15 protein-coding genes are annotated in these 17,453 nt (G+C 66.4%); 5 read left to right on the top strand and 10 right to left on the bottom strand.

All coding sequences use genetic code 11. The annotated features are described in order from the left end of the window. The first annotated feature begins 56 nt into the window (after nucleotides 1–56). Nucleotides 57–941 carry a UTP--glucose-1-phosphate uridylyltransferase GalU gene (gene galU, locus ACVCNR_RS05670; RefSeq protein WP_354193930.1) on the top strand — a complete coding sequence of 295 codons (885 nt, stop codon included), beginning with the start codon at nucleotides 57–59 and terminating at the stop codon, nucleotides 939–941. 55 nt (nucleotides 942–996) lie between these two features. On the opposite strand, the gene ACVCNR_RS05665 is transcribed toward galU, so the two are convergent. Continuing rightward, complete coding sequence (locus ACVCNR_RS05665; RefSeq protein ID WP_447074066.1) at nucleotides 997–2,538, bottom strand: outer membrane beta-barrel protein; 1,542 nt, start codon at nucleotides 2,536–2,538, stop codon at nucleotides 997–999. 181 nt (nucleotides 2,539–2,719) lie between these two features. Here ACVCNR_RS05665 and ACVCNR_RS05660 point away from each other — a divergent pair, with 181 nt between their 5' ends. Continuing rightward, entirely contained in the window at nucleotides 2,720–3,712 is a 993-nt protein-coding gene (locus tag ACVCNR_RS05660; RefSeq protein WP_354193932.1) for a KpsF/GutQ family sugar-phosphate isomerase, read from the top strand. Nucleotides 3,713–3,826: 114 nt separating this feature from the next. Next, nucleotides 3,827–4,291 carry a DUF411 domain-containing protein gene (locus ACVCNR_RS05655; protein WP_447074065.1) on the top strand — a complete coding sequence of 155 codons (465 nt, stop codon included), beginning with the start codon at nucleotides 3,827–3,829 and terminating at the stop codon, nucleotides 4,289–4,291. A 33-nt stretch (nucleotides 4,292–4,324) separates the two neighbouring features. Here the strand turns inward: ACVCNR_RS05655 and ACVCNR_RS05650 are convergent, their stop codons facing one another. From ACVCNR_RS05650 to ACVCNR_RS05610, 9 genes are all read right to left on the bottom strand, one after another. Next, complete coding sequence (locus tag ACVCNR_RS05650) at nucleotides 4,325–4,792, bottom strand: NfeD family protein (RefSeq protein WP_354193934.1); 468 nt, start codon at nucleotides 4,790–4,792, stop codon at nucleotides 4,325–4,327. A gap of 21 nt (nucleotides 4,793–4,813) precedes the next feature. Further along, nucleotides 4,814–5,764, bottom strand: coding sequence for an SPFH domain-containing protein (locus ACVCNR_RS05645; protein WP_354193935.1), 951 nt, complete (start codon nucleotides 5,762–5,764; stop codon nucleotides 4,814–4,816). Between the two features lie 94 nt (nucleotides 5,765–5,858). Further along, nucleotides 5,859–6,872: a ferrochelatase gene (gene hemH / locus ACVCNR_RS05640; RefSeq protein WP_447075646.1), complete on the bottom strand. Its 1,014-nt coding sequence runs from the start codon at nucleotides 6,870–6,872 to the stop codon at nucleotides 5,859–5,861. 165 nt (nucleotides 6,873–7,037) lie between these two features. After that, nucleotides 7,038–7,418, bottom strand: a complete 381-nt coding sequence (gene omp10 / locus ACVCNR_RS05635) for an outer membrane lipoprotein Omp10 (RefSeq protein WP_354193936.1) — start codon at nucleotides 7,416–7,418, stop codon at nucleotides 7,038–7,040. Nucleotides 7,419–7,501: 83 nt separating this feature from the next. Continuing rightward, nucleotides 7,502–8,965 carry a homospermidine synthase gene (locus ACVCNR_RS05630; protein WP_447074064.1) on the bottom strand — a complete coding sequence of 488 codons (1,464 nt, stop codon included), beginning with the start codon at nucleotides 8,963–8,965 and terminating at the stop codon, nucleotides 7,502–7,504. 126 nt (nucleotides 8,966–9,091) lie between these two features. After that, nucleotides 9,092–10,024: a heme-dependent oxidative N-demethylase family protein gene (locus tag ACVCNR_RS05625; protein ID WP_354193938.1), complete on the bottom strand. Its 933-nt coding sequence runs from the start codon at nucleotides 10,022–10,024 to the stop codon at nucleotides 9,092–9,094. A 35-nt stretch (nucleotides 10,025–10,059) separates the two neighbouring features. Then, nucleotides 10,060–10,725 carry an aminotransferase class IV family protein gene (locus ACVCNR_RS05620; protein WP_447074063.1) on the bottom strand — a complete coding sequence of 222 codons (666 nt, stop codon included), beginning with the start codon at nucleotides 10,723–10,725 and terminating at the stop codon, nucleotides 10,060–10,062. Then, complete coding sequence (locus ACVCNR_RS05615) at nucleotides 10,674–11,774, bottom strand: aminodeoxychorismate synthase component I (RefSeq protein ID WP_447075644.1); 1,101 nt, start codon at nucleotides 11,772–11,774, stop codon at nucleotides 10,674–10,676. The genes ACVCNR_RS05620 and ACVCNR_RS05615 overlap by 52 nt, the downstream gene beginning before the upstream one ends. Before the next feature lie 64 nt (nucleotides 11,775–11,838). Next, on the bottom strand, nucleotides 11,839–13,686 hold the full coding sequence (locus tag ACVCNR_RS05610; protein WP_354193940.1) for a M3 family oligoendopeptidase: 1,848 nt from the start codon (nucleotides 13,684–13,686) through the stop codon (nucleotides 11,839–11,841). Nucleotides 13,687–13,833: 147 nt separating this feature from the next. Between ACVCNR_RS05610 and ACVCNR_RS05605 the strand changes: the two genes are divergently transcribed. Together ACVCNR_RS05605 and ACVCNR_RS05600 are read left to right on the top strand one after the other, a co-directional pair. Next, the gene (locus tag ACVCNR_RS05605; RefSeq protein WP_447074062.1) at nucleotides 13,834–15,336 is read left to right on the top strand and encodes a sigma-54-dependent transcriptional regulator; all 1,503 of its coding nucleotides are present in this window, start codon (nucleotides 13,834–13,836) and stop codon (nucleotides 15,334–15,336) included. A gap of 274 nt (nucleotides 15,337–15,610) precedes the next feature. After that, a complete protein-coding gene (locus tag ACVCNR_RS05600; protein WP_447074061.1) occupies nucleotides 15,611–17,365 on the top strand; it encodes a peptidoglycan L,D-endopeptidase MepK in 1,755 nt (584 codons plus the stop codon). The last annotated feature ends 88 nt before the right edge of the window (nucleotides 17,366–17,453 follow it).

Here is a 17,453-nt window from a genome sequence, read left to right as displayed (position 1 = left end):
AGCCGTGTGATTGTCGGCCGTTTGCGGCCGGCAGAAGAAAGTGAGACGCTGAGATTATGAAGAAAGTAAGAAAGGCAGTCTTCCCGGTTGCGGGGCTGGGCACGCGCTTCCTTCCGGCCACGAAGGCCATCCCGAAAGAGATGCTGACGGTGGTCGACCGGCCTGTCATTCAATATGTCGTCGACGAGGCGCGCGAGGCCGGCATCGAGCACTTCATCTTCGTCACCGGCCGCAACAAGGCGGTCATCGAAGATCATTTCGATATCCAGTTCGAGCTTTACGACACGCTCGAGCAGCGCGGCAAGACCGACCAGCTCGAACGCCTGCAGCGCCTCCAGCCGGCTCCCGGCCAGACCAGCTTCACCCGCCAGCAGGTGCCGCTGGGCCTTGGGCATGCCGTGTGGTGCGCGCGCGAGCTGGTGGGCGACGAGCCTTTCGCCCTGCTCCTGCCGGACATGATCATGCAGTCCCGCAAGAGCTGCCTCGCCTCCATGGTCGAGCTCTACGAAAAGTCCGGTTCCAACATCGTGGCGGTGCAGGAATGCGATCCGGCCGAGGCCCACAAATACGGCATCGTCGGGCGCGGCGAGGACGTCCATACGGGCTTCCGCATCACCGGTATGGTGGAAAAGCCGGCGCCCGGTACCGCGCCCTCGAATTTCTACATCAACGGCCGCTACATCCTGCAACCGGAAATCTTCGAGATCCTTGCGGGGCAGGAGAGAGGGGCCGGCAACGAAATCCAGCTCACCGACGCCATGCTGCGGCTCGCCGAGGAACAGCCCTTCTACGGCTATCGCTACGAAGGCCGGACCTATGACTGCGGCTCGCCGGAAGGCTTTGTCGAGGCCAATGTCGCGTTCGCCCTGTGGCGCAGCGATCTGAACGGGTCGATGGCCGGAACGATCCGCGGGCTGCTGGACGAGATCAAGCCTGCCTGATCGATGGCTTGGGGGCGGTCCAAGGCCGCTCTAAGCCTCCGAGTTCATGGTCTGTCTAGCGTCTCGCGGTGAGGCCCAGATAAATGCTGTTGGTCTTGGCGCTGCGGCCGGTGATGTTGCTGTCGACCGTTTCGTGGGAGGCGCGCACGGTCAGCCCGGCATAGCGGTTCATCCACCAGGTGAGGCCTGCCTCGGCGGTGTAGATCACGTCGCGGTCGTTCGATCCGCTGTAGTTGCGCCAGTCGATGCCGAGAAGCGCATTGGCGGTCAGGTTGGCGCGGATTTCGCGCTCGCCCGTCAGGCGCAGAGCATAGAGCACGGAGCCGCTTTCGCCCGGCGCGGTCGTGCCTTCAAGGGAGGTCGTGCCCCGCAACCCGATATTGGTGCCGCGCTGCGGCGACCACCTGATGTTGGCGTCGATGGTGGCGGCCGACAGCGCGCCGAGGCGGTCGTCGTCGAAGCTCTCGCGCAGCCAGCCGGCGGCGATCTCGCCGCCCAGCTTCTCGCCGAAATCGAATTGCGTGCCGATGCTGGCGCCCAGCAGGTTGCCGGAACGGCGGTAGCCGTCCGGATCGACGCGCTCGTCATAGATGCGCCGTCCGCCTTCGGCCTGCACGAAGGGGGTCAATGCCGGCGAAATCTCGTAGCCGGTGCGCAGCCTTGCCGCGTAGAGCGTCGAGTTGCGGTGCTTCTGCGAGAGGTTGCCGCCGGTGGAGAGCCTGGCATCCTCATAAATTTCGCGCTCGACCTCGCCGGTGAGGCCGAGATGCAGCTTGCCCAGTGCCTTCTCGAGGCCGATGCTGCCGTCGATCTGGTGGCGGGTGGGCCGCGACGCGGTTCCGGTGATGACCACGGGGGAGGAGGCCGATTCCGGCGACGCTTCATAGCCGAGCCTGCCGGTGGCACGCCATTCATGGTCGAGGTCGAGGTTCAGCCGGGCGTCGATGCGGCCGCGGGCGTCTTCCACATCCTGGCCGGAAATGGACTTTCGATAGGTCGTGTAGCCGTCGATCCCGGCCGAGTGCCGGTTCCAGTCGGAGGCGGCGTTGAGGCGCAAGGTCGTTTCGGACAGCACGGCGGAGCGACCGCCGGCGCCGCCATCGGCGTTGGAGGTCGCCGTCAGGCCCTGTTCGAGGGAGGGGCGCAGCAGGAAGGTGCCCATCCTGATGCCGGGCGCCGCGAAGGGATCGTCCTCCGGGGCGCGGCGCACCTGCTCTATGGCGCCGGTGGGCTCTTCGCGCGGATTGAGACGGGTCGGCTCCTCGGGGTTGACGGCGGCGGCGCGCGGGTTGGGCGGCGAATCCACATCCTGCTCGGTAATGGCGGAGGCCGGTCGGCGGCGCGGTTCGGGTTCCGGTGTCGCGGTCAGCGGGGGATCGACCAGCGGATCGACACCGTCGGCGGAGCCGCCGCCGGCATCGGGCGCATCCGCTGCGGCACGCGCGGCAGGCGGCGAAGGCGGCGTGCCCTGCCGGGTGCGGATGTCGGGGACCAGCGGCTCGGCCATGTTGCCGCGCAGCTCCATCTCCTGCGCCAAAGGGGCGGTGAAGGGCATCAGGATGCTGGTCGCAAGCAGCAGCGCGCGCAGCTTGCCCACGCGCCGGACGGCTCCCGATGTGGAGTTGAAACGCGGCATCACGACCCCAAAAGGCGCTGGCGCGCCATGCTTACCGAACCGTAAACGGCGATGGTTAATGGAGGGTTGAAAGCGGGCCGGCGGCAGGCGGGCGGGAGCAAATTATTGGACATGGAGCGCCCGACGCGCTAAGCGCACGCCCATGACCAAGCCCAAGATCCCCGATTATCAGCAAGCTGCCGTGGAATCGGCGCTACGAACCCTCGCGACCGAGCAGGAGGGCCTCGCTACCCTCACCAAGGCCTTGCAGGACGGTTTGGCAGCCCAGTTCTGCGACGCGGTCGAAACCATTTCCGCCATCAAGGGCCGCGTGATCGTCACCGGCGTCGGCAAGAGCGGCCATATCGGTTCCAAGGTCGCGGCGACGCTCGCCTCGACCGGTACGCCGGCCTTCTTCGTGCACCCTTCGGAAGCCAATCACGGCGATCTCGGCATGATCGCCCCTGACGACGCCATCATCGCGCTGTCCTGGTCGGGCGAGACGGCGGAGCTGAAGGGCATCATCACCTATTCGCGCCGCTTCTCGATCCCGATGATCGCGGTCACCTCCGGCCAGAAATCGGCGCTGGCGCGGGCATCCGACGTGGTGCTGCTGTTGCCGCGCGTGACGGAAGCCTGCCCGCACGGCCTGGCGCCGACCACCTCGACGCTGCTGCAGCTCGTCATGGGCGATGCGCTGGCCATCGCGCTTCTGGAAGCGCGCGGCTTCACGCCGGAGCATTTCCGCACCTTCCATCCGGGCGGACAGCTCGGCGCGAACCTGACGCGGGTTTCCGAGATCATGCGCATGGGCGACCAGATTCCGGTGGTGCGGCCCGGCACCAAGATGCCGGAAGCGGTGGCGACGCTGGCCCAGAAACGGGTCGGCTGCGTGTGCGTGGTCGACGATGCGGGCAAGCTGGTCGGCATCATCACCGATGGCGACCTCGCCCGCAACCTGCACCGCAACCTGGCTGAGACCGTGGTGGACGACGTGATGACGCGTTCGCCCAAGACGATCGATCCCGACATGTTCGCGGGCGCGGCGGTGGCGCTGCTCAACCAGCACTCGATCAGCGCGCTGGTGGTGGCCGAGGAAGGCCACCCGGTCGGCATCGTGCATTTCCACGACCTGCTGCGCCTCGGCGCTGCCTGACCCTCGCCTGATTCTTCGCAAGCGGGCTTGACCTTCCAGCGCTGGAAGGTCGCATCCTGCCCTGCGCCGGCGGCCTTGCCGCCGGATCGTGCGATTTGCGAAAGGACCGCCCAGATGAAAAGACTGAACCGCCGCACCCTGTTCGCGTTGGCGGGCGCCTGCGTGAGCCTTCGTTTCGGGGCAGGTCTGGCAGGCACGGCACAGGCCGCAGCGGCGGCGGTCGAGGTCGCACGCTCGCCGACCTGCCAGTGCTGCGAGGCATGGATCGGCCACATGCGCGCCGAAGGCTTCGAGGTCCGTGAGCGGCTGGTGGAAGACCTCACCCCGCTGAAGATGCAGCTTGGCGTTCCCGCCGCGCTCCAGTCCTGCCACACGGCCGTCGTCGATGGCTATGTCATCGAAGGGCATGTGCCGCCAAAGGAAGTTCGGCGCCTGCTTGAGGAAAAGCCTTCCGGCATAGGCCTCGCCGTGCCGGGCATGCCGATGGGTTCGCCCGGCATGGAAACCGCCGGCACCCCGGATACCTATGAGGTCCTGTTGTTCGGGGCCGAACGCAGCACGGTGTTTGCGCGATACTGACTCGGCGGGTTCAGGCCGCTTCCCGGAGTGGCTTTATTCGATGGGCTCGACGGTCAGTTCCAGATCGGTGTCGCTGGCGCCGGTCACCCGCACGCGGGTTCCGGCCGGAAGGTCGGGGCCTGAAATCCGCCACAGCGTGTCGCCGAGCTGGACGCGCCCGCGCCCGTCGCGGATCGGCTCCGCAAGCGTGGCGGTGCGGCCGATCATCTGCGCGCTGCGCCGGTTGAGCAGCGGCTGGTCGGTGTCGCCCTGGCGCGAGGTCACGAACCTCTTGCCGAAATAGGCGCAGGCGAGCGACAGGATCAGGAACAGCAGCACCTGGACCTGCCAGCCCCAGAAGCCAGTGTCCCACAACAGCAGCGATGCGGTGCCGACGATCAGCGCCGCGATGCCGATCCACAGCAGGTAGACGCCGGGCGCGAAAAGCTCGAGCCCGAGCAGGATGAGGCCAAGCACCATCCAGTTCCATGGGCCGAGTTCGGAAACAAGATGCGCGATCATGGCCGTTGCCTGCCGTCTGCCTCAAGTGTCGGTCGGGCGCACGACCGGGGGGCGGCCGCCAGCCTGGCGCGCGGCGCTGGCGGAACCACCGTTGCCGAACACTTCCTTGGTGATCTCGCCGATACCGCCCAGCGTGCCGATCAGCGACGACGCCTCCATCGGCATCAGAACGACCTTGGAGTTCGTGGCAGAACCGATCCTGGCCAGCGCCTCGGTGTATTTCTGGGCGACGAAATAGTTCAGCGCCTGAAGGTCGCCCTTGGAGATGGCTTCCGAGACGACCTGGGTGGCGCGCGCTTCGGCCTCGGCTGCGCGCTCGCGCGCCTCGGCATCGCGGAAGGCGGCTTCGCGCCGGCCCTCGGCCTCGAGGATCTGCGACTGCTTGAGGCCCTCCGCGGCGAGGATCTGGGCGCGCTTGTCACGCTCGGCCATCATCTGGCGGGCCATGGATTCGACCAGATTGGCCGGCGGGTTGATGTCCTTGATCTCGACGCGGGTGACCTTGATGCCCCACGGATGGGCGGCCTCGTCGACGACGCGCAGCAGGCGCTCGTTGATGGTGTCGCGGTTGGAGAGCAGCTCGTCGAGGTCCATGGAGCCCATCACCGTGCGGATGTTGGTCATGGTCAGGTTGAGGATGGCGTTTTGCAGCCCGGCCACCTGATAGGCCGCCTGCGGGGCGTTCAGCACCTGATAGAAGGCGACGCCGTCCACGGCGACGATGGCGTTGTCGCGGGTGATGATTTCCTGCGTGGGGACATCCAGCACCTGTTCCATCATGTTCATCTTCGCGCCGATGCGGTCGACGAAGGGAATGATCAGGTTGAGGCCGGGGGTCAGGGTGCGGGTGTAGCGGCCGAATCGCTCGACGGTGTAGTTGTAGCCCTGCGCAACCGTCTTGATGCCGGTAAACAGCACCAAAAGCACCAGCACCGCCAGAACCGGTATGACGATATCGAATCCTGCAAGCATCGGCTTCTATCCCTCGACTGTATCCGCCACCTTAACCCTTAAGGGTGTTTCGGTGGCGTGACAATCAGGGCTTGCTCAACAGGTTGGCACGGCCTCAGGCCCAGCCGGCCAGTTCGCGCCGCACCAGCGTTTCGATCACCGCCATGCCCTCGGGGCTGTCGTTGAGGCAGGGGATGTGGCTGAACTTCTCGCCGCCGGCGTGGATGAACTCGTCGCGAACCTCGCGGCCGATTTCGTCCAGCGTCTCGATGCAATCGGACGAAAAGCCCGGATTGATGACGGCGATGCGCCTGATGCCGTCCTTGGCCAGCTTCTCGACCGTTGCGTCGGTGTAGGGCTGGAGCCATTCCTGCGCGCCGAAGCGGGACTGGAAGGTGGTTATCAGCCTGTCTTCGCCCCAGCCCAGCTTTTCGCGCAGCAGGCGCGTGGTTTCGAGGCAGTGGCGGCGATAGGGATCGCCCTTGTCGGAGAAGGCTTTCGGAATGCCGTGGTAGGAGGCGAGGATCATCTCCGGCTCGAAATCGAGCGTGGCGAGGTGGTTGCGGATCGATGTGGCAAGCGCCTCGATATAGACCGGCTCGTCATAGTAGGGCGGCACGCTGCGCACGGCCGGCGCGCGGCGCATCTTCATCAGGGCCCGGAAAAGCTGGTCGTTGGCGGTCGCCGTCGTGGTCGCCGAATATTGCGGGTAGAGCGGGAAGGACACGATGCGGTCGCAGCTGCGCTCGACCAGCTTCTTGGCCACGCTGCCTGTGGACGGGTTGCCGTAGCGCATGGCCCAGTCGACGGTGACGCCGGGCAGGTCGCGCAGCGCCGCCGCGAGTTTCTCGCTCTGCGCGCGGGTGAAGGTGTGGAGCGGCGACTCGTTGCGCTCGCGATTCCAGATGCGGGCGTAGTTTTCGCCGGATTTCTTCGGACGGACCGTCAGCACCAGACCATAAAGGATCGGGTACCAGATCAGGCGGTTCAGCTCGACGATGCGCGGATCGGACAGGAATTCCCGCAAATAGCGCCACATCGGCTTGAACTCGGTGCCGTCCGGCGTGCCGAGATTGAGCAGCATGACGCCGACCTTGACGGGGCGGGCGGCGGACTGGCCGGCCTGCATTGCCGAAGGGGTAACGGTGGTGACGGCGGTCTGTGCGGTGTTGGTCATACGCTCGCTTTCTCTACGAGCCGCAGAACCTAGCGTCGTGATGCAACTATGCAATGCTGCGTCTAGCCGCACCTGCATGCGGCGGACGATACGCCGCATGCCCTATCTCGTGCGGGTCTACGCCCGGCGCGTCAGGACGAAGTTCTGGCCGGTGGCGCTGGTGCAGTTGAGCTGGCTGGTGGAGACCATCAGGCAATTGAAGCTGATCGGCGACTGGCGGATCAGCGAGGTGCCGGTGATCTCGACGGAACTCGGGCCGGTCATGCGGTAGCTGCCGTCGGACAGCTTCTGTCCGGTATCCGTGGCCACGGTCTGGAAGGCGCCGCCGGTGAAGGTCGAAAGGCCGGTGCCCTGCGCATCGATCCACGAGCCTTCGACACCGCTGCGCATGCCGCCGCCGGCGCCGGGCGGGGGCGGCGGGCTGGTGGTGCAGGCGGCAAGCGCGCCGGCCGCGACCATGGCCATGCCGGCCGTTACGACTTTACGGGGAATGTTCATCTTGCGCTTCTCCTCGATCCGCCTCTGTTCAATCGCGCGATTTCGGCACGATTGCAAGCTGTGCGGGCAGGGGGTCTTGCCGGCTATCGCACCAATATGTTGCGGAACTGCCACGGGTCCCTGGCGTCGATGTTTTCCGGAAACAGGCCAGGGCGATTCTCCAGCGGGGTCCAGTCGGTATAGTAGCCGTTCACCGGTCCGAGATAGGGCGACTGGATATCGAGGCAACGCCGGTAGTCCATTTCATCGGCCTCGACGATGCCGGCCTCCGGGTTCTCCAGCGCCCATACCATGCCGGCCAGAACGGCGGAGCTGACCTGAAGGCCGGTGGCGTTCTGATAGGGTGCCAGCTTGCGCGCCTCGGCCAGCGAAAGCTGCGAGCCGTACCAGTAGGCGTTCTTGTCATGGCCGTAGAGCAGCACGCCGAGTTCGTCGACGCCGTCGACCAGCTCGTTCTCTTCCAGAACGTGCTGTATGTCCTGCGGGCGCCCGGCCGCGCCGAACATCTCGTGCACCGACAGCACGGCATCGTTGCAGGGATGGTAGGCATAGTGGCAGGTCGGGCGGTAGTGCACCTTGCCCTTCTTGCCGCCCCCCTTCTTGCCGCGCAGGGTGAAGAAATCGGCGATCGAGATCGCCTCGTTGTGGGTGACGAGGAAGCCGTATTGCGGGCCGGGCGTCGGGCACCAGCTTCGCACGCGGGTGTTGCCGCCGGGCTGGTCGAGATAGATCGCCGCGCCGCAGCCCTTCTTGTGGGTGCGGGCGTTCTTCGGCATCCATTTCTCATGCGTGCCCCAGCCGAGCTCGGCCGGCTGGAGGCCCTCGGCGATGAAGCCCTCGACCGACCAGGTGTTCCAGAAGGTGCCGAGCGGCTTCGGCTTCTTCGCCCGCTGGGTGTCGCGCTCGGCGATGTGGATGCCCTTCACGCCGGCATCGCGCATCAGCCTGCCCCAGCCCTCGCGGTCGCCCGGGGCCGGCGGTTCCGGCAGGTCGAGGCCGAGATCGCCGGCAAGGTTCACCAACGCCTGCTTGACCAGCCAGGAGACCATGCCCGGATTGGCGCCGCAGGTGGAGACGGCAGTGGTGCCGCCCGGCCGCTTGCGCTTCTCCTTCAACAGCGTTTCGCGCAGCGCATAGTTGGTGCGCGAGGCATTGTCGGCCTTGTCGTCGAAATAGAAGCCGAGCCAGGGCTCGATCACCGTATCGACGTAGAGCACGCCGAGTTCGCGGCAGAGCCGCATGAGGTCGACCGAGCCGGTATCGACGGAGAGGTTGACGCAAAAGCCCCGGCCTTCGCCGGCGGTGAGCAGCGGCGTCAGCAATTCCTTGTAGTTTTGGCTGGTGACGGCCTTCTGCACGAAGGCGATGCCGCGCTCGTCCAGCAGCTTGCGGTTGGCGTCGCTTGGATCGATCACGGTGAGGCGCGACTTGTCGAAGCGGAAATGACGTTCGATCAGCGGCAGCGTCCCGCGCCCGATGGAACCGAAGCCGATCATGACGATGGGGCCGGTGATCTCGCCGTGAACCGGCCATTTCGCATTCGCCATTCTTCGCATGCTCCCTGTTGGGTGACGGTCGGCGGCGTTGCCGCAGGTGGGCGCTACAATCACAGATTTCTGTCACATACCAGTGAAAACCGGCAAGCCGAATGCCGGTTCCGCGATCCGGTCCGCCTATCTCGACATATGGTGAAGCAATGCCACCAGCCGGTCGCGGTCGGCGGCCAGGCCCTTGTAGTCGAGCTGCGACTGATCCAGCGCCGAAAGCTGGGCGGCGAAGGACGCGGCAAGCACCGCCCGATCCGCATGGCGTTCCAGGACGCCCAGCGGGTCGAGGAAGATGCGGATGGTGAACAGGATGTCGCCGCTTGCCGGCAGCTTGCGCAGGGTCTGGCGCTCGACCCGCATGAAGGTGCTGGCGGCGAGATCGTCGCCGTCGAGACGCGACAGCCGCCGCCCGGAGCGATCGATGCGCTGCCGGTCGGACAACGGATGGTAAAGGGCGTCGCCGGCCTGGATCGACCAGTTGAAACGCTCCACCGGCTGCTCGACGGCCAGATTGTCGAAAATGCGCTCGATGAGCCCGGCCGTGCGGGTGCCGGGGCCGAAGGCGGGCACGGGAATGTGGATGTCCTGCATGGTGCGGCCGAACTTCTCGCGCAGCGACCAGGAAGACGGAAAGCACAGCGCGCCGGCCACCAGCCGCCAGCCATCGGCGCTCCTGCGCATCACGATGAGGTCTTCCTGAATGAGCAGGGAGGCGGTTTTCAACGGCGGAAGGCCGGGCTCAGGCGGCGGTTGCCCGATGGCGGCGAGTTGGCCGTCATGGTCCTGATAGCGCTCGGGGAAATATGCCCGCAAATGGGCGGTCAGAAGCTCCAGCACCTCGACTTGCACCGCCTCGGTGCCTTCTTCCTCCACGAAAGCCAGCGCACCGTGCTCGGCATAGACGCGCCGCTTCTCGGCCATCTGGAACTCGAAATGGCGGTCGATCTCGATCCATTTCGCCAGGTCGAGCGGCTTCAGCCCGATGGTGAAGGGCCTGGTTGAGCCGTCATAGGGCGTGTAGGCCGGCTCCGCTGGCAAGGGCGATAGTGCTTCTGTCACCACACTTGCATAGCAAGCAGCGGGAAGGTCGGCAATCAGGGCACCAGCCGGGCACGAATGAGGCCACGCAACGAATTGCCGACAAACAGCGCCTGCGCCGAGCGCAGGGATTCGGGCGTGACGACGGCTTCAAGGGCGCGGCCCTGATCGATCAGCTCGCCGCGCAGCACGCCGGCCAGCAGGCCGCAGCCGAGCGGCGGGGTGGCAAGCACGCCGTCGCCGAAATCGGCGAACAGGCTGGTGATGGTGCCTTCGCAGACCTCGCCGCGTTCATTGGCGAGCAGCACCTCGTCCGCTTCGGTCGCCGGATGTTCGGCGCGGGCGCGGTCGTAGAGATCGCGACGTGTCGTCTTGTGGCGCAGCAGCGTGTCGGTGGAGGAAAGGCGCGTTGTGGCCAGCCGCAGCTTCCAGACCGTGCCGTCTGGCAGCGGCTGGAAGGGCTGGCCCGTCACGTCCAGCTCGCCGTCAGGCCCAAGAAGCAGGCGCATGCGCTGCGGCGCATCCTTCCCGGCAACCGCCCGGTGCAGCGCCTGTCCGGTTTCAGCCGGGTCGCGGGCGAAGCCGAGTTCGCGTGCCGAGGCGGCAAGGCGTGCCAGATGCCGCTCCAGCCGCAGGAAGCTGCTCGCCGGCTCCCAGCGCAGCGTCTCGATCAGCTTGAAGCCGGGACCATCCCCGTCGCGAAACGGGCTTTCAGCAGGCATTCGCGATACTCCTCCTCGGCCGTGGAATCGAACACCACGCCGCCGCCGACATTGTAGACGGCCTCGCCGCCGGCAAAGAGCGAGATGGTGCGGATGGCGACGGAGAAGCGCATTTCTCCACCCGGCGCGACCCAGCCGATGGCGCCGCAATAGACGTCGCGCGGACCGGTCTCGAGGTCGCGCAGCACCTCCATCGCCCTGATCTTCGGCGCACCGGTGATCGACCCGCACGGGAACAGGGCCGCGAAGATGCCGCGCAGCGACAGGTCGGGCAGGAGCTTCGCCCGTACCCGGCTCACCATCTGGTGGACGGTCGGGTAGCTTTCGATGCGGAACAGTTCCGGCACGTCGAGCGAGCCGACCTCCGAGATCAGCGAAATGTCGTTGCGCAGCAGGTCGACGATCATCCGGTTCTCGGCCTGGTTCTTCTCGTCGGTGCGCAGGAATTCCCTCAGCCGCTCGTCTTCCGCCGGCGTCGCGCCGCGCGGCGCGGTCCCTTTCATCGGATGGGTCTCGATCCAGCCCTCGGCGTCGACCTCGAAGAACAGTTCGGGCGAGCGCGACAGCACGACAGGGCCTGAACCCAGCGAGGCCAGCGCGCCATAGCGCACCGGCTGGCGTTCGGTCAGCGCATCGAAGGCGGCCAGCGGCTGGCCCGACCATTGCGCGTCGACGCGGAAGGTCAGGTTGCCCTGATAGCAGTCGCCCTCGCGCAGGTGCCGGTGCAGGCGGGCAAAGCGCTTTTCGTAGTCGGCGAACGACCAGCTCGCCCGTGCATCGTAGATCGGCCCGTTGCTCGGTGCATGGGCGGGGGCGGGAACGTCCCGCTCCTGCGGCGCGTCGAAGATGCCGATGCACAACAGCGGCGCGCGCCGGCCATCGGGCAGGAGCGGCACCAGCTTCGGTTCCAGCAGATAGCCGGCCTCGTAGGAGAGATATCCGGCCAGCCATTTCCCGGCTTCATGCGCGGCCTGGAGCTTGTCCCATGCGCTCTCGAATGCGCCGGGCTCGAAAGGCGCAACGATCTCGGACGGGCGCTCGAACAGCATCTCGCTGCCGTCCGGGTCGTTGCGGAACAGGATGAAGGGAGGACTGGACACGTCGCACCCGGTTTCAGGCCGTCGCCTTGTCCAGCGTCTCCAGCTCGTCGATCAGCGAGGAGATGACGCCGAGGCCGATCTGCCAGAAGCCGGGGTCGGTGGCGTCGAGGCCGAACGGCTTCAGCAGCTCCGAGTGATGCTTGGTGCCACCGGCGCGCAGCATGTCGAAATACTTCTCCTGGAAGCCGCTTTCGGCGTTCTGATAGACGGCATAGAGCGAGTTCACCAGACAATCGCCGAAGGCATAGGCGTACACGTAGAAGGGCGAGTGGATGAAGTGGGGGATGTAGGCCCAGAAGGTATCGTAGCCCTCGCGCAGCCTGATCGCCGGGCCGAGGCTCTCGGCCTGCACCTCCAGCCAGAACCGGCCGAGCTGCTCGGACGTCAATTCGCCGTTCTTGCGCTCGGTGTGCACCTTGCGCTCGAACTCGTAGAAGGCGATCTGGCGCACCACCGTGTTGATCATGTCCTCGACCTTCTGGGCGAGCATGGCCTTGCGCTCGCGCTTGTCGGAGGTGCGGTCGAGCAGCGAGCGGAAAGTCAGCATCTCGCCGAACACGGAGGCGGTTTCGGCCAGCGTCAGCGGCGTGGAGGCCATCAGCGCACCCTGTCCGCCGGCCAGCACCTGATGCACGCCGTGGCCGAGTTCATGGGCAAGGGTCATCACGTCGCGCGGCTTGCCCATGTAATTGAGCAGCACATAGGGATGGACGGAAGGCACGGTCGGGTGGGCGAAGGCGCCCGGCGACTTGCCGGGGCGCGTCGGGGCGTCGATCCAGTTGCGCTCGAAGAACCGGCTGGCGATGTCGGCCATCTGCGGCGAGAAGCCGTGATAGGCGTCGAGCACGGTGCGCTTCGCCTCGTCCCAGCCGATGACCGCCTGCGGCGTCTCGGGCAGCGGCGCGTTGCGGTCCCAGTGGTTCATGGCTTCCATGCCGAGCCAGCGCGCCTTCATGGCATAATAGCGATGCGACAGACGCGGATAGGCCTCGCGCACGGCGGCCGCCAGCGCGTCCACCACTTCGCGCTCCACGCGGTTGGCGAGGTGGCGGGAATCGGCGATGTCCTCGAAACCGCGCCAGCGGTCGGAGATTTCCTTGTCCTTGGCCAGCGTGTTGGTGATGAGGCTGAAGGTGCGGATGTTCTTGCCGAAGGTCTCGGAAAGCGCCTCGGCCGCCTTGCGGCGCACGTCGCCGCTGGCGTCCTGCAACCGGTTCAGCGTCGGCTCCAGCGTCAGTTCCTCGCCATCGATGGTGAAACGCAGCGCCGTCATGGTCTCGTCGAACAGGCGGTTCCAGGCGCCGCGCCCGGTCACGGACTTTTCATGGAAAAGCTGCTCGACGCGGTCTTCGAGCTGGAAGGGCTTTTCCTTGCGCAGGTCCTCGATCCAAGGCCGGTAGCGGCCGAAGCCGGCATCTTCCGACAGTGCCTTCTCGATCAGGGCGTCGTCGATCTTGTTCAATTCCAGCCCGAAGAACAGGAGATGCGAGCCGGCATCGGTCATCTTCTCCTGCACGTCGCCGTAGAACTTGGCGCGGACCGGGTCGGAGGTGTCGCCGGTGTAGAGCAGCCCGGCATAGGAGACGATGCGGCCGACCAGTTCCTCCAGCGCCTCATAGTCGCGCATGGCCGCGTCCAGCCCGCCCTCGCTGCCGCGCCCGGCCTCGGCGGCGAGCTTGCCCTTCCAGCGCGCCTCGAAGGCCACCGCATCCCTTGCCGCCTTTTCAAGGTCATGCTTCAGTTCGGGGGCGTCGATGCCGGCATAGAGGTCGGACAGGTTCCACTCCGGCAGGTCGCCGAGCTCTGCCTTGCCATGCGCGGCAGATGACGCGGCAAACTGTCTGTCCGGGAAGAGGGGCATGGGAAACCTTTCGAGACTGGTGGTTCGGTGCGGGTCAAAGCCGGTCAAATGCGAAACAATTCATTCACCGGCTTTTTTGAAACCTTATTTAGAACCCTGTGCCAAGTTGATCCATAGGGGAAAAATTCGGCGGGTGTTCGGGCATTGATGTCAGGTTCCGTGCTCATAGTCGATGACGATCCGGTCCAGCGCAGGCTGCTGGAGGCGGCCGTCTCGAAATTCGGCCACAGGGCCGTCGTCACCGATGGCGGCGAGGCCGGCCTCGAAGCGCTGGAGGGGCCGGGCGATATCTCGGTCGCCATCCTCGACCTGGTGATGCCGGGCCTCGACGGGATCGGCGTGCTCAAGGCGATGCGCGAGCGCGACATCCGCGTGCCGGTCATCGTGCAGACGGCGCAGGGCGGCATCGAGACGGTGGTGCAGGCGATGCGCCACGGTGCCTTCGATTTCGTGGTCAAGCCGGCATCGCCGGAGCGTCTTCGGGCGGCGATCGACGGGGCCCTGAAGGTCGGCGCCGCGGAGGGCGCGACCCGGCGCGCGGCAAGGCGGGGCGGGGTGCTCACTTTCCGGGACCTGTTGACCCGCAGCCCGGCGATGGAGCGCGTGGTGCGGCTCGGCCAGAAGGCGGCGGCCTCGCGCATCCCGATCCTGATCGAGGGCGAGTCCGGCGTCGGCAAGGAGATGGTGGCGCGCGCCATTCAGGGCAGCAGCGACCGCCGCACCAGGCCCTTCGTCACCGTCAATTGCGGCGCGATTCCCGAGAATCTGGTGGAATCGATCCTGTTCGGCCATGAGAAGGGGGCGTTTACCGGCGCCACCGAGCGCCATACCGGCAAGTTCGTGGAGGCGCATGGCGGCACCCTGTTCCTCGACGAGATCGGCGACCTGCCGCTCGACGTGCAGGTGAAGCTGCTACGCGCCGTGCAGGAAGGCGAGGTCGATCCGGTCGGCGGGCGCCAGACGGTGAAGGTGGACATCAGGCTGATCTCGGCCACCCATCGCGACCTGATCCAGCAGGTGAAGGACGGCCGGTTCCGGGAGGATTTGTTCTACCGGCTCAACGTCTTCCCGATCTTCGTGCCGCCGCTGCGCGAACGCCGCGAGGACATCCCGCTGCTGGTGCGGCATTTCATGCACAGCGTGGTGGTGAGCAGGCCGCCGCGCGCCATATCGGACCGTGCCCTTGCGCTGCTCGAGGCCTATGACTGGCCGGGCAATATCAGGCAGCTCGAAAACGCCGTGTTCCGCGCCGCCGTGCTGTGCGAAGGCGAGACGTTGACCGAGGAGGAGTTCCCGCAGATCCGGGCACTGGTGGAGGGCACCGTCGATCTCGATCGTGGCCGGGCGCCTGCTGCCGATCCGGCCGTCGCCAGGCCCCGCGAGCCGGAAGCGCAGGCAGCCCCGGAAGGCCCGCCGCCGAAGCTGCGACCCGGCCTGCTGCCGATGCTCGACGAGCGCGGCGATGTGCGGGCGCTGGCCGCCGTCGAACTGGAAATGATCCGATTCGCCATCGACCATTACAATGGCCGCATGAGCGAAGTGGCGCGCCGTCTCGGCATCGGTCGCTCGACGCTTTACCGCAAGCTCAGGGAATATGGCATTGACCCCGACGCCGTACGCGGCGCAGCCGATGATGAGTCGCAGACTTAGCGATCCCCGGCAAGAAGCTGTTAACGTTTCATAAATTTCTCGTTTACCATGACGGACCTTCTGTGCATTTGGCCCAGATCCTGCCACGGTGTCACCGCATTTGGCCTTCAATAAGCGTTGATTAACCATTAGGATTGATATTCGGGTTTGGTTAATCCATATCCGTTTGCTCAAATCCGGGGACAAACGGCAGCCTGCAAGGCCTTTTGATTTGAACAGAAGCGAACGGCATAAAATCGGTCGGCATCCCTGCGGCAGCTTCACCAAATGGCTGGTGGCAGCGGTATGCGCTTTCGGTCTCTATTCGGTTTCCGCCACCGCCGCGCAGGCGGAGGTGAGGGCGCTCAAGCTCCACAATCTCCACACCAAGGAGAAGGCGGAGATCGTGTTCAAGCGCAACGGCCGCTACGATCAGGCCGGACTGAAGAAGCTCAACGTCTTCCTGCGCGACTGGCGCCGCAACGAGCCCACCAAGATGGACCCGCGCCTGCTCGACCTGGTGTGGGAAGCCTATCGGGCGAGCGGCTCGCGCGACTATATCCACGTCGTCAGCGCCTATCGTTCGCCGGCCACCAATTCCATGCTGCGCGGCCGCAGCCGCGGCGTCGCCAAGAAGAGCCAGCACATGCTCGGCAAGGCGATGGACTTCTTCATTCCCGGCGTGCCGCTGAAGAAGCTGCGCGACATCGGCCTCAAGATGCAGGGCGGCGGCGTCGGCTACTATCCGACCTCCGGCTCGCCCTTCGTCCACATGGACGTCGGCAATGTCCGCCACTGGCCGGGCATCAGCCGCAAGGAATTGGCGCGCGTGTTCCCCGACGGCAAGACGCTGCATGTGCCGAGCGACGGCAAGCCGCTGCCGGGCTATGAGCAGGCGCTGGCCGCCTACAAGGCGCGCAGCGCCGCCGGCTCGCCCGCCATCGCGCTGGCCGGTTCGCCCAAGTCGACCGGCAAGTCCGGCGGCCTGCTCGCGGCTCTCTTCGGCGGCGGCGCCGACGAGGAAGAGGATAACGGCGTGGCCGTGGCGGCCGCACCGGCGCCGAAGAAGCCGGTTGCGACGGCTGCGAAGAAGCCGGCCTCCGGCGGACAGGAGACGCTGCCGGGCATCGCCGTCCTGTCGCCCGACCAGGCCAACCGCGCCGAACTGCCGCAAATGGCCGACGAGCCGCAGGAGACGCCGGAGACCATCATCGCGGCCCTGCCTGCCAGAAGCATTCCGCTGCCGGGTGCCGCGCCGCGGCCCAAGGCCGAGGTGGGCGTCGAGACGCCTGACACGGTTCCGTTCGGCGCGGCCGATGTCAGCCCCGTGCAGACGGCGGCCCTGAGCCCGACGCCGGACAATGTGCCGTTCGGCCAGGCCAGCGGCGAGCCGGCCCCGCAGGTTGCTGCCAATGAGGGTCCAGCCGTGATCCCGGTGCCGAGCTTCCGGCCGGAGCAGGCCCTGAAGCCTGAGGCCGCGACCGAGGATGCGCCGGCGTTGCTGGCGCTGGCCGCCGACGAGATGCGCCCGGGTGCGGACAATCTTGCCGTGGTGCCCACCGCCCGTCCGAACGACGAGGTCAAGGCATTGCTGGAACAGGCCGATGCCGGCGAGTATCAGGTGGCGGCGGTACCGTCGCCGCGCTCGGCTTTCGTCGACCCCACCGGTATCGACGCCGTCACCGCTTCGCCGCGCGCGGCGGCCATCGAGCAGCCGGCCGATCCGGCCGGCGCCATCGGCGGATCGGTGAAGACGACGCGCAAGGACGCCCGCCCGACCGCCGGCGCCGCCAAGCCCGATCCGAAGGCCGTCGTCGTCTCCGCAGAGCCGCAGCTTGCGCGCTGGGCGCTCAATTCCGGCGAGTATGTGGTGAAGGCCTCGAACGCCGCCACGGCACCGCGCTATGCCTACAATCTGGTTCGCACGGCGCCGACCGAAGTCTACACGACCGGCTTCAAGGCCCGCAACGAGATGGCCAAGGCCAACCAGTTCACCGGAACGGCGGTGAACTTCCTCTCCGTGGCCCGCTTCGAGCCCAAGGTGAACTGAGGTTTCGGGCTGACACCGAAAGCGGCCCGGTGCCGGGATCGATCCAAAAAGCGCCTGCCCGCAGGCGCTTTTTTTCATGCAGGCCGGC

The organism is Aquamicrobium terrae (assembly GCF_052978165.1).
The sequence above is the reverse complement of the archived record's forward strand: the minus strand, read 5'-3'. Positions and strand labels throughout refer to the sequence as shown.